We start from the raw sequence: 12,571 nt of genomic DNA on the forward strand, positions 1-12,571 counted from the left end.
TTTCTCCCCCTCTAAGCCACTTTCCTTACGCCTCAATATTGAAACTAATATCAAGTGCTTTCACTGAATGTGTTAACGCTCCAAGTGAAATATAATCGACCCCTGTTTTTCCATATTTCGATAAACCTTCAATTGTAATGCCTCCTGATGCTTCCGTAACGATAGCACTTGGTACAATCTTTGAAAACTCCCGAATCTCATCTGGCGTACGGTTATCAAACATAATAATATCCGCACCAGCAGCTACAGCCTCTCTCACTTGCTCCTCCGTTTCTGTTTCCACTTCCACTTTCACCATATGTCCTAATTTTTCTTTCACCGATGTAACAGCTTTCGTAATAGAACCAGCAAAAGCAATATGATTGTCTTTAATCATGACACCATCATATAAACCGAAACGGTGATTAAATCCACCTCCGCACACGACTGCATACTTATCAAACATACGTAGCCCTGGCATCGTTTTTCGCGTATCACAAATACGTGTATGACCACTATCTAAAGCAAGGACAGCTTTATGTGTCATCGTAGCTATCCCGCTCATACGCTGAATAACGTTTAATATAACGCGCTCTGCCGTTAATAACGAAGCAATTGGCCCTTGCGCAGTTGCTACTATTTCGCCCTTTTCTACAAGATCTCCATCTTTTTTATGAAGCTCCACTTCAATTCTTTCATCAATTAATTTAAATCCTTCTTCAATTACTAAACGCCCCGCAAAGACACCTGTATCCTTCGCAAGAAACGTTCCTTTTGAAAGTAAATTGTCTGGAAAAATAAGCTGAGATGTGACATCTCTTTCTCCTATATCTTCTAGAAAAAATCGATTTAATGCTTCTTTCACTTTTATCGTGTTCATAGAGCCCCTCTTCCCTTCATCACACAAGTTGTAGTTTTCTTTTCACTCGAACGATCTCTTTTTTTACGCTATTTCTATCTGGATAATCACTTCGATAATGGCCACCAATACTTTCTTCTCTTTGCAAAGCTGATACGACTATAAGCTCACAGGCTGTTAACATATTAATAAGCGTTATCTCTTCATTTGTAAGAGCATCATGTTGTAATATCATATTTCGAACACCGTACTTACTAAGCCATCTCTTTGCATAAGATAAACTTTTCTCTGTTCGCACAATCCCAACATATTTCATCATGCATTCTTGTATTTCTTCTTTCGCCGGCAAATGATTCAGAACAATAAACTTTTTTTCCTTCTCAGCCACGTTGTTCCAGCTTTCTTTTGTCGCTTTGGTTAAAATATGTTGTCCTATTCTTTTTCCAAACACAAGACCTTCTAATAATGAATTACTTGCTAATCTATTTGCTCCATGAACACCATTACAAGCTACTTCACCGACCGCATATAAATTTGGAATGGACGTCTCCCCATCACAGTTCGTTTTCACGCCGCCCATATGAAAATGAGCACCGGGTACGACTGGAATGCGTTTTTCATTTATATCGACACCATTTTTTTTACACAATGATGATACAGTCGGAAAACGTTCTTCGAAATTTTGGATAGACTCGATATTTACATACACTTGTTCACCCGCCAAAAGCTGCTCATGAATCGCTCTTGCTACTACATCACGTGGTGCGAGATCGTGATCAGGGTGTATATTCATCATAAAACGCTGCCCTTTTCCATTCATAAGGACAGCTCCTTCGCCACGGACAGCTTCAGAGACGAGGCCGCAGCATCGCCCGCTTGCGTATAACATTGTTGGATGAAATTGTACAAACTCTAAATCTACGAGCTCCCCGCCTGCGCGGTACACCATCGCAAGTCCATCACCCGTAATTGTCTTATCATTAGAAGTAAAGGCGTATAAACCGCCAATCCCGCCTGTTGCTAACACCGTATACTCTGCAACGTAACGCTTCAACTTTCCTTCACTAGTTCTTGTTAAAACTCCAACACATTTATCATTTTCTATAATAAAATCAAGCACCATTTCCTGTTCCACTACCGTAACGTGCGGAGCTACTTCTTGAATGAAATGCTCTAATAAATTCTTTCCTGTTGCATCGCCACCTGCATGTAAAATACGACGCTTTCGATGTGCGCCTTCTTTTCCAAGATGAGGACCCGTTTCATCTCCATCAAATTTCATTCCATTTTCAATGAGATTATTCATTTCTTTCGGTCCTTCCTCGACTAAATAACGGACCACATCTTCATTGTTATAATGACATCCTGCTACTAACGTATCTTCAAAATGATCATTTGGATTGTCATATGTAGCAACCGCTGCGGCAATTCCACCTTGCGCTAAATATGTATTATTATTACGATTTGTTTCCTTTGTGATAATAATCACATTCTTTTCGTGACAAATCTCTTTCGCAACACGAAGTGCCGCAACGCCACTTCCAATAATTAAGACATCTGCACTTGGCATAATTGTTGCCTCCTACTTTACACTTTTCAACTGTCTTGACACCTATATTTACATAGTTTTAAAATAATGACAAGAGTTTTTTATAATTCTTATTTTCACTACCATTAAAAAAATATAAGAAATGTAACTCTTACTAGGGAGAGGAACTTACATGATGATATATCTTGACTATGCAGCTACTACACCTATGAGTGAAGAAGCATTACACACATATATGAAAGCAGCATCGCAATACTTCGGAAATGAACAAAGTTTACATGATATTGGAGGAACAGCCTCTTCTTTATTACAAGTTTGCCGAAAAACATTTGCTGAAATGGTTGGCGGAAAGGAACAAGGGGTATTCTTCACAAGCGGCGGCTCGGAATCCAACTACCTTGCGATTCAATCCCTTCTCAATGCTCGAAATAAGAAGCACATTATTACGACACCTATGGAACACGCATCCATTCGAAGTTATTTTCAATCCTTACAATCAGAAGGGTATACAATTACTGAAATTCCTGTTGATAAAAGCGGGGTAATCCATTTAGATGATTTAGAATCAGCTATTACAGAAAATACTGTTCTAGCAAGTATACAGCACGGAAACTCTGAAATTGGAACCGTTCAAAACATCGCAGAGATCGGAGCACTTTTAAAAAAATATAACGTTTTATTTCATTCAGATTGTGTACAAACATTTGGTAAACTTCCTATCAATGTTTTTGAGATGGAGATTGATAGTCTTTCTGTTTCAGCACATAAAATATACGGACCAAAGGGTGTTGGCGCTTGCTATATAAATCCCCAAGTTCGCTGGGCACAAATATTTCCGGGAACTTCTCACGAAAAAGGGTTTCGTCCAGGTACAGTAAACGTTCCTGGCATCGCATCTTTTTTAACAGCTGCTGAGAATATATTAAAAAATCAGCAGGAAGAAAACTTACGTTTTACAGAGTTACGATCCTACTTTTTAAGACATTTACAAGCGCTCCCTCTAGAAATTCAAGTAGAAGGTCATTCTACTTCTTGTTTACCACATATTGTTGGGGTTACAATAAAAGGAATAGAAGGTCAATATACAATGCTAGAATGTAATCGCCATGGTATTGCCATTTCCACCGGAAGTGCTTGCCAAGTCGGTAAACAAGAACCTTCGAAAACAATGCTTGCAATTGGAAAAACGTATGAAGAGGCAAAACAATATGTTCGCTTCTCTTTCGGACAACAAACAACGAAAGATCAAATTGATACTACTATTCATGCACTACACACAATTGGAAATCAATTTTATAGAGGTGTTAAATCATAATGAAACAAAATGACCAAAAAAAGATTTTAGGTGAAGAAAGACGACAGCTCATCCTTCAATGGCTTCTCGCTGCAAATGAACCGTTATCTGGGAATGAACTATCGAAAAAAACAAATGTAAGTCGACAAGTTATCGTGCAAGATATTTCCTTGCTTAAAGCACGAAACGAACCAATTATTGCAACTGCTCAAGGATATTTATATTTAAAACCACAAGAGAAACAACAAGCTTTCGAACGCGTAATTGTATGCCAACATAAACCAGCAGAAGTACGTCAAGAACTTACAATGCTTGTTGACCACGGCGTTACGATTAAAGATGTAAAAGTTGAGCATCCTGTATACGGTGACTTAACAGCATCCATCATGGTAAGTAATCGCTTTGATGTAGAGCAATATTTACAAAAAATCGAAAACACGAATGCTTCCTATCTTTCGCAACTAACAGATGGTATTCATTTACATACAATTGAGGCAGACTCAAAAGAGAAATTAGACGCTGCTTGCGAGGCACTAGATAAAGCAGGATTTCTCGTTTATTAATTCATGTAAAGCACAGAGTTTTTTTATCATTCTCTGTGCTTTTTTAATGCTATAATATTGTAATCAATTGTAAAGGGGATCAAACATGGGAATCGAACTCGTTCACTTTAGCATTGGCAAACCGAAACAAATGAAATATAGCGAAGATAAAGAAATGATTACTGGTATATGTAAAGAACTTACAGAAGAAGCTTTCCTCTCAAAAGACGGATTCCTCGGTGATGACGTAGCAGATTTAAAACACCACGGGGGACCTGATCGCGCAGTTTGTGTGTACCCACATGAGCATTACGCACTATGGGAAGAAGAATTTCAAACTACGCTTCCAGCTTCCACATTTGGCGAAAACATTACCGTAACAAATATGTTAGAGCGTGATGTTTGCATTGGAGATACATATCAACTAGGTGAAGCAATCATTCAGGTTACACAAGCAAGAGTACCTTGTAGCACGATTTCAAAACGTCTCGGTATTCCTGGCATACTGCCTCGCATTGTAGCAACTGGATTTACTGGTTACCTATGCCGCGTTCTTCAAGAAGGTACTGTACGTAAAGATTCTAAAATTACATTACTAGAACGTCAACCGAGCAATGTTTCTATTTTGTTCTCTAACGAAATTTATTTTCATAATAGAAAAGATAAAGATGGCATCGAAAAGATTCTTGCTGTTCCAGAACTAGCCGATATTTGGCGTGGTCAGTTAGAAGATCGTCTTGCGAAGTTAAAATAAATAGAATCCCACCATTTATAGGTGGGATTCTATTTTTCTATCACAAAATGTATTATCCGATGAAATTATATCAGCGATTAGAAGGGAAATGTCGACAGTTCATCCACTTCTCTTACAACCAATAAGAAGAATAACTCCCCAGCACAGTAACAGAAAAGCCGAGTGCTTCAAGTTCCATCGTTACGCCTGGCAATAATACATCATCGTATGCTTTATCGACATCGATTAAGAAAAAGTAATTTCCAAGACCTGTTTTCATCGGGCGAGACTCGATTTTTGATAGATTTAATTTTCTCCATGCGAAAGCTGATAACACTTGATACAGTGCCCCTGCATAATCAGCAGGTAACGTTATCATAAGTGTCGTTTTCTCTCCGCGGTTTTCTCCGTTATTTGGGAGTATTGCTTTCTTTTTCTTATGGAGCACGAGAAAGCGTGTATGATTATTTTTATGTGTATGAATGCTACGTCTTACGATCGTTAATCCATATTTTTCTGCGGCTGCTTCATTTGCAATAGCAGCGATTTTTTCTTCAGGATGTTCTTTCACATATTGCGCAGCAGCACTTGTTGATGTCATATCTCGAACAGTTACTCCTTTTAATTCTTCATTTAAAAACTTGTGGCACTGTGCAATGGCATGCGGATGAGAATGCACCGCATATACTTCATCCCACACTTCTGCATACTGCGGATGTACAAGTAAATGCTGCTGAATTGGTACTGTAATTTCTCCTACAATGGAGAGCGGCTGCTCATGTACAAGATAATCAACCGTTATATTCACTGAACCTTCTATGGCATTTTCTAACGGTACAACTGCGAAGTCTACATTTCCATTTGCAGCTGCATCAATACAATCTGGAATCGTGCGATACGGTACATGCTCTGCTTCCGGAAAAAAACGACTCACCGCCATATTTGTAAATGTTGCTTCTGGTCCTAAATATCCTACTCGAATCATCGTCTTTTCCCCTCTTTTTCGTTTTCTTACTGTTATACCATACTTTTTTATATTCTTCTATGTAAATTTCGAATATTAAAAAAAGACTAGCATTCGCTAGTCTAAATGTTTCCTATATTCTCTTTGAGCGAAAAAGAAATAAACGATGCATGCAGCGATATAAAACAGAATAAACAAGCCTACTTTTCTTAATGAACCATCCATAAAGATCGTATTATGAAACGTATATAGCGCAACTGCACTATGCATACTTCCTACTATAATTGGCGCAAAAAATAGCATACACAATTGCCAACGGGAAATTTTCCACACTTCTTCTTTCGTCATTCCAAGCTTAGAGAGCGCCCCGTACCCTTTACGATCCGATGAAATGTTATGAAACCATTTAAAATATACGATGCTACATGAAGTAAGAAAGAATAATATACTAATAAATGAGCCTAAAAATAGAGTAATATCGCCGCCTTCTTTCATATTTACATATAACTCCATATTGCTTCGAAATGCATTATTATCTTGTTTCATATGTTTCCGTAAATCTTCATTTAATTTCTTCGTCTTTTCGATATTTGGTAATGTGTAGCCTCTATATATCATTTTTTCAGAATCAGGAACCTGATTTGCTATACTGTCAAAATCTTCATCATTCATAACGAAGAACAGACCATTAATGTACGAAGGATGATGGTTAAATTGAACCCCTTCTTTCTGACCGTTAAATACGAATTGATATGGTTGATTCATTACTTGCAATTGAATCTCTTTTTGATCATACATATACGGATGATTGTATTTACTATAATAAACGAGTGTAACTGTTCCTTTTTTAGGATGATACGTTTTCTGTTTTTGTTTTCTTGCCTCTTGATTGTATTCACTTTCTTTAATGAGCGGCGCTACTTCTGTTTCTCCCTTATTGGACTGAAAAGATGCATACACTCCAACAAAACTCATAGTTTGAAAATCATTATACCCATATTGATGCAATAATTGTTCAACCGCACCTTCCGCAAAGACTTCATGAGAAGAAGTACCTTTTTCTATGTAAGAAAATGAGTGTACTCCCCCGCCCCGCCACATATCTTGCATACCAGAAAAATATAAAAATACCGTACCTGTTGCCGTAACTACAAACGTCGTTGCCATTGACATTAGAAAGAAAAAACGACCATTTTCCTTCATTCGATGTGACAATTGATTCACTATAAATAAATACGGGTATGTATACATAATCTTTTTATTTCGTTTTATCATTTCTAATATTTGAGCAGTGCCATGTGTAAAAGAAAAATACGTTCCGAAAAAGACAAGTATAGACACAGGGAAAAAATAGAATGCTATCGTTATCACCGTCGCTTGTAACGCTAACGCATATCCTATCCCTAAACAAATAAAGCCGAATATACAAAGCCACATTGATGTTTTCTTCTCTTTTTTATCTGCTCGAAATTCTTTCAATAACCGAATGATTTTTATATTCCATATTCGTAAAGCACTTATAAAAGATAAAACAACAAATACGAACATATACGTAATAAACGTTCCCCCAATTGCTCTCACATCAAATATGACAGGGAGTTCTTTCGGAAGCCCCAGTAACATACTAAACACCATGAAAAAGAGCTTTAAAAAGATTATACCAAGCCCAATACCGAAAATATTAGCAAATACCCCGATCAATATTTGCTCGGTCATAATCACTCCTATTACGTTAGATTTCGTTGCTCCCATTAACATATATAATCCTAATTCTTTCTTACGTGCCTCTATGAAAATAGAAGTAGCGTACAAAATAAATATGACGAAAAAAGAAATAATTATAACATTACATATGATAAGTCCCCAGCGTACGTTTTGATACCACATCGTCTCTTGCATATACGGATGTACAATGACAGACATGTATGCAAAAGACGCAAATATCGCAAAACAACTACTTAAGAAAAACACTTTATAATTACGCCAATTTCCTTTTATATTTTGCAGCGCTAGTTGCCGAATGTTCATCTATCGTCCCCCTATAACTTACTACATAGGCAAAAAGCTAGAGGTTTCTCTAGCTTTGCACGTGTTTCAAATATCCCCTTTGCGCGATCATAAAGTAAATCGCAGAAGCTACAATGTATGCTCCAATTACAATCGCACCTGATTTCCATAAATCAATATAAAGCATTTTCCCTAACGTATGAAGAGCAAATCCACTATGAATTGCACCGATCAAAATTGGGATAAAGAAGATAACGCCCATTTGTCGAATCGCAATTTTACGAATTTCTTTATCTGTCATACCGATTCTCTTTAACGATTTAAATTGAATACGATCTTGTTCTTTATCGTTAAACCATTTAAAGTATGTCATACTACAAGCGAAAAAGAAGAACAGTACAGCTACGAAGAAACCGATAAACATCGTAATTGCTCCTGATTCCCTTATATTTTTATAAGCAAACACCGAGTTATTTAATTCCCCTTGCTTATCTGGTGCAATTTCCTTTTTCAAATCTAACACAAGGTCTTCCGTACTTTTCCAGTCTTCTATATAATAACCATAATATTTCGTCTTTTCTTCATCTGGTACGAGCTTTGCGTATTTCTCAAAATCTTGATCATTCACAATGAGATATTCACTATCATTAAAAACAGAAAATGAAGTTGGATCATTTAATTGAACAGACTGCGTTTGTCCGTTAATTTTAATTTCATACGGTTTCGTACGATCTATCTTCATCATATCGTTCGCCATATCCATTACGACCATCGTTGCACTACCTGGTGCATTATGAACTTCTCTAACTTGCTCTCTCTTTTGTTTACGTACTTCAGCATTATATTCTTTTTCTGAAACAATCGCCATCGGTACTTCATGTTCACTGTTAAACATCGTGATTTTTTGAGTTCCAGGAAGTTTTACGTACATTACTTCTCGCGCTTCTTCAAATCCGTGTTTTTTTATTAATTCTTTTGCCTTTCCTTCTTTGATGACATTATGCGTATTTATTCCCTTTTCCTCATACGAAATAGCATGCGGGGTACTAGTTACTGCCTTATAACTCATATCCTCAAAAAATACGTACAGTGTACCAACTGCTGAAGATACAACGGCCGTAATGATAGAAATTACAAATAGAAAACGAGCATTATCTTTCATTTTATAAATAAGATTGCTAAGTACGAACATATTTGGATATGTATAAAAAGATCTTTTTCTTTTTTGCAATGCTTTTAATACGACTGTACTACCTTGTGTAAACAGTAAATAAGTTCCGCCTATCGTCAGCCCTACAATCGGTAAAAACAGAATGACAAAATTCATAAATGTCACTTGGAAGCTCAGTACATATGCAACAATAATACATCCTATACCAACTACACATAACGATGTAAATGCAAAAGGTTCTACTTTTTGTTTTCTTGCTTCTCTTAATAAATCAATAATTTGCAAGCGTCCTACTGTCCAAACGCTAAACAATGATAGGATTAAAAATAGAATAAAGTATACACCCGCTGTAATCAAAACTGCTTTACTATTCCATATGAGTGGAAGTGTTTTATCTATTTTCAATATAACGCTTAATGCTTGGAAAAATAATTTTGAACAAAGCATGCCAAGCCCAATACCTACTACAATTGCAATGCTACCTAACATAAGCTGTTCTAATATAATCATTCGGCCAAGTTGAGATTTCGTTCCGCCTATTAATGTTAATAGACCAAACTCTTTTTTTCTGGCTCGTAAAAATGTTGAATTTGCATATAAAATAAAGAGTGCTGAGAAGATGACTACAATATAATTCATCGATTCTAGCCCTTTTGAGATCATCCCTCTCATACTAATATTACCACTTACGACATCTGGATGATAAATAAAGGAAGCATACATGAAAAATACGACAATCGATAAGCAGCTACTAATAAGGAAAGCTTTATAATTACGCCAATTTCCTTTTACGTTATTAAGCGCGAGCTGGCGAAAGTTCATGATATTCTCCTCCTAGCATCGCAAGTACGTCCAGAATTTCTTGGAAAAAGGCTTGTTTCGTTCTTCCTTTATGTATTTCTGAAAAAATTTCTCCGTCGCGAATGAAAAGAATACGTTCGCAATAACTCGCCGCTACTGGATCATGCGTTACCATTGCAATTGTTACTTTCTTTTGTTCATGTAAGTCTTGCAACGCACTCATTAATGATTTTGCTGACTTTGAATCTAAGTTTCCAGTTGGCTCATCCGCTAAAATTAACGTCGGTTCATGAATGATCGCTCTCGCAGCTGCTGCACGTTGTTGCTGTCCGCCTGATACTTCATATACTTTTTTATTTAATATTTCATCGATATTTAAGAACTTTGCAATCTCAAGCACTTTTGCATCGATTTCATTTACAGATTTCTTCGCCATTACAAGTGGTAAAATGATATTTTCTTTAATCGATAACGTATCAAGTAAGTTAAAATCCTGGAAGATGAATCCTAAATGTGTACGGCGAAACTCCGCTAATTTTGCAGCACGCATTTGATTAATTTCTTCGCCATTTACAAGCACATGACCTGAAGTTTGCTTATCAATTGTTGCTAATAAATTTAAAAGCGTTGTTTTCCCGCTTCCTGAAGGACCCATAATCCCTACAAATTCGCCTTCTTCTATTTTAAAATTTATATCATTTAAAGCAGTCGTCGCTACTGAACCTTTTGATTGGTACACCTTCGTTAATCCTTTTACTTCAAGAACACTCATTTCTAATCCCCCTATGTGTTTTCTTCTTACATTTACTATAAGAAAAATAAGAAAAAGAAACGAGTGATTTCCCTTACAAAACGTTTTGTTATCTTACAGTTTTGTCATTTTTCTCATTAATGTATGATATTCTTCATCTTTTGCAAATTGGAACGTGAATGTTGTCCCTTCCCCTTCAGCCGATTGCACATAAATACCGTGATGTAAATTATCACAAATTTCCTTCGTAATATATAAACCCATTCCAGTCGCTTCTCTCGTTTTACGGCCATTTATTCCCGTAAAGAATGGATCAAATATACGCTTTACATCTTGCTTTGGAATACCAATTCCATTGTCCTTAATATGTAGTAACACCTTTTGATCTTTCTCTTCAATTTGAAATTGAATTTCCTTTTTCTCTGCTTCTGAAATTTTCGTATACTTAATTGCATTTACAACAATTTGCCCTATAGCAATACTGAGCCATTTTCTATCAGATGCAACCATACAAGTATCTTCATCAAACATTACTTTCGGAAATACCGACGATTGAATGAAAGATTTTCGATTTTCATTAATAATACCCCTGATGATATCTATCACATTTACTACTTCTACTTTATAATCTTTCGCAAATTGCTCTAACCTTGCCATATGTAACGCTAAATCTAAACCATTTAGTATGCGGTTATTTTCTTCACGAATACTTTCAACTGTTGCTCTTGCTTCACGATGCTCTTTACCAAACTTTTGTAAAAGCAATTCTATAACCGATACTGGTGTTTTCATTTGATGAATCCACTGGTTCATAAATATCATTTGTTGTTGTTCTTTCGCATGTTGTTTATGAATTTCATTCATATATTGCTGTCTTAATAGCGTAAACGATTCAACAACCATCTCTTGCTCTGACGTATAAGAAGTATCAATAAGTAAAGAATCGTGTAATGTATTTCCGCTGGCAACATATTTTTCAATTCTTTTTAAAAATATACTTCGTTTTCGATAATCGTAAATGAGGTATACAGTAACTACAACCGTCCCTAATAAAAGCCCATATAACCACGTACTCCAATCAATGGATTTTTTTTCTAAAAGACTTTGCAACTGCAAAACGAGCCCAAATAAACAAAGGCTAACAATATAAGAAAGAAGTAGAGAAAAGCGGTCCAAGAGGTAATTTTTAACCTTCATGCCCTTCGCCCCACTCTGTAAGAAGCGCATAACCATATCCACGTTTCGTTACAATGGCATTTTTAATGCCTAGCTCCTCTAGTTTCTTCCTTACGCGTTTTACATTTACGGTTAATGTATTATCATCAACAAAAGCTACCTCATCCCACAGGGCTTCTAACAGTTCTTCACGCGTTACATACTGATTTGCTTGTTTCATTAAACATTCTAATAAGTAAAATTCATTTTTTGTCAGCTCCGTTTGTTGCCCCTGCCACTCAACAATGTGCTGGGACGGAAATAACAACAGTCCATTTACACCTAAACAATCACTCTCAGCAACAGAGGCGTACTCACCATATCCACGGCGAAGTGCACTTTTCACTTTCGCCATTACGATATCTAAATGGAATGGTTTTGTAATGTAATCATCTCCGCCATTCTCGATTGCCATTACTTGATCCATTTCCCCTGTTCTTGCAGAAACAAAAATAATCGGCGCATTCGATACAGTACGAATTTGACGACACCAATAAAAACCATCAAAATATGGTAAATTAATATCCAGTAATACGAGATGAGGATTTATTTTCACGAACTCATCTTTTATATGACGTAAATCACTTGCTCTAAATGATTGATAGCCATACCTTTCTAAATGCTCCTCTAATATTCCCGCTATTTTTTCATCGTCTTCTACAATTAATATTTTATACATGTTCGTTTTCTCCCCATAAAAAATTCT

Annotated in this window: 11 protein-coding genes; 3 read left to right on the forward strand and 8 right to left on the reverse strand. The window is 36.4% G+C overall.

What is annotated here, in order from left to right; translation table 11 throughout:
• Positions 1–25 precede the first annotated feature (25 nt).
• Positions 26–859 (reverse strand): carboxylating nicotinate-nucleotide diphosphorylase, encoded by an 834-nt coding sequence (gene nadC / locus NHG49_RS22475; RefSeq protein ID WP_154131245.1) that lies wholly within the window; start codon positions 857–859, stop codon positions 26–28.
• Positions 860–878: 19 nt separating this feature from the next.
• A complete protein-coding gene (gene nadB / locus NHG49_RS22480; RefSeq protein WP_088048073.1) occupies positions 879–2,408 on the reverse strand; it encodes an L-aspartate oxidase in 1,530 nt (509 codons plus the stop codon).
• A gap of 151 nt (positions 2,409–2,559) precedes the next feature.
• On the opposite strand from nadB, the gene NHG49_RS22485 reads away from it, so the two are divergent.
• The 3 genes from NHG49_RS22485 (at position 2,560) to NHG49_RS22495 (ending at position 4,977) form a co-directional block, all read left to right on the forward strand.
• Positions 2,560–3,702, forward strand: coding sequence for an IscS subfamily cysteine desulfurase (locus tag NHG49_RS22485; RefSeq protein ID WP_258126523.1), 1,143 nt, complete (start codon positions 2,560–2,562; stop codon positions 3,700–3,702).
• A complete protein-coding gene (locus NHG49_RS22490) occupies positions 3,702–4,244 on the forward strand; it encodes a transcription repressor NadR (RefSeq protein WP_000812240.1) in 543 nt (180 codons plus the stop codon). Before NHG49_RS22485 ends, NHG49_RS22490 begins: the two co-directional genes overlap by 1 nt.
• Before the next feature lie 85 nt (positions 4,245–4,329).
• Entirely contained in the window at positions 4,330–4,977 is a 648-nt protein-coding gene (locus tag NHG49_RS22495; protein WP_064474703.1) for an MOSC domain-containing protein, read from the forward strand.
• A 112-nt stretch (positions 4,978–5,089) separates the two neighbouring features.
• Here the strand turns inward: NHG49_RS22495 and pheA are convergent, their stop codons facing one another.
• The 6 genes from pheA to NHG49_RS22525 all read right to left on the reverse strand — a co-directional run bounded on the left by pheA (position 5,090) and on the right by NHG49_RS22525 (position 12,544).
• Positions 5,090–5,941, reverse strand: a complete 852-nt coding sequence (gene pheA, locus NHG49_RS22500; protein ID WP_064474702.1) for a prephenate dehydratase — start codon at positions 5,939–5,941, stop codon at positions 5,090–5,092.
• A gap of 96 nt (positions 5,942–6,037) precedes the next feature.
• On the reverse strand, positions 6,038–7,948 hold the full coding sequence (locus NHG49_RS22505) for an ABC transporter permease (protein ID WP_064474701.1): 1,911 nt from the start codon (positions 7,946–7,948) through the stop codon (positions 6,038–6,040).
• 49 nt (positions 7,949–7,997) lie between these two features.
• Positions 7,998–9,920 carry an ABC transporter permease gene (locus tag NHG49_RS22510; protein WP_098111525.1) on the reverse strand — a complete coding sequence of 641 codons (1,923 nt, stop codon included), beginning with the start codon at positions 9,918–9,920 and terminating at the stop codon, positions 7,998–8,000.
• Positions 9,895–10,671 (reverse strand): ABC transporter ATP-binding protein, encoded by a 777-nt coding sequence (locus NHG49_RS22515; RefSeq protein ID WP_258126524.1) that lies wholly within the window; start codon positions 10,669–10,671, stop codon positions 9,895–9,897. The genes NHG49_RS22510 and NHG49_RS22515 overlap by 26 nt, the downstream gene beginning before the upstream one ends.
• Before the next feature lie 93 nt (positions 10,672–10,764).
• A complete protein-coding gene (locus NHG49_RS22520; RefSeq protein ID WP_240368377.1) occupies positions 10,765–11,847 on the reverse strand; it encodes a HAMP domain-containing histidine kinase in 1,083 nt (360 codons plus the stop codon).
• A complete protein-coding gene (locus NHG49_RS22525; RefSeq protein ID WP_063261314.1) occupies positions 11,837–12,544 on the reverse strand; it encodes a response regulator transcription factor in 708 nt (235 codons plus the stop codon). The genes NHG49_RS22520 and NHG49_RS22525 overlap by 11 nt, the downstream gene beginning before the upstream one ends.
• Between the last annotated feature and the right edge of the window lie 27 nt (positions 12,545–12,571).

This window comes from Bacillus sp. IBL03825, assembly GCF_024712505.1.
Taxonomy (GTDB): Bacteria; Bacillota; Bacilli; order Bacillales; family Bacillaceae_G; genus Bacillus_A; species Bacillus_A wiedmannii.

Coding starts and splice junctions, on each gene's coding strand:
- nadC (WP_154131245.1), bottom strand. CDS start 859: ATGAACACGATAAAAGTGAAAGAAGCATTAAATCGATTTTTTCTAGAA.
- nadB (WP_088048073.1), bottom strand. CDS start 2,408: ATGCCAAGTGCAGATGTCTTAATTATTGGAAGTGGCGTTGCGGCACTT.
- NHG49_RS22485 (WP_258126523.1), top strand. CDS start 2,560: ATGATGATATATCTTGACTATGCAGCTACTACACCTATGAGTGAAGAA.
- NHG49_RS22490 (WP_000812240.1), top strand. CDS start 3,702: ATGAAACAAAATGACCAAAAAAAGATTTTAGGTGAAGAAAGACGACAG.
- NHG49_RS22495 (WP_064474703.1), top strand. CDS start 4,330: ATGGGAATCGAACTCGTTCACTTTAGCATTGGCAAACCGAAACAAATG.
- pheA (WP_064474702.1), bottom strand. CDS start 5,941: ATGATTCGAGTAGGATATTTAGGACCAGAAGCAACATTTACAAATATG.
- NHG49_RS22505 (WP_064474701.1), bottom strand. CDS start 7,948: ATGAACATTCGGCAACTAGCGCTGCAAAATATAAAAGGAAATTGGCGT.
- NHG49_RS22510 (WP_098111525.1), bottom strand. CDS start 9,920: ATGAACTTTCGCCAGCTCGCGCTTAATAACGTAAAAGGAAATTGGCGT.
- NHG49_RS22515 (WP_258126524.1), bottom strand. CDS start 10,671: ATGAGTGTTCTTGAAGTAAAAGGATTAACGAAGGTGTACCAATCAAAA.
- NHG49_RS22520 (WP_240368377.1), bottom strand. CDS start 11,847: ATGAAGGTTAAAAATTACCTCTTGGACCGCTTTTCTCTACTTCTTTCT.
- NHG49_RS22525 (WP_063261314.1), bottom strand. CDS start 12,544: ATGTATAAAATATTAATTGTAGAAGACGATGAAAAAATAGCGGGAATA.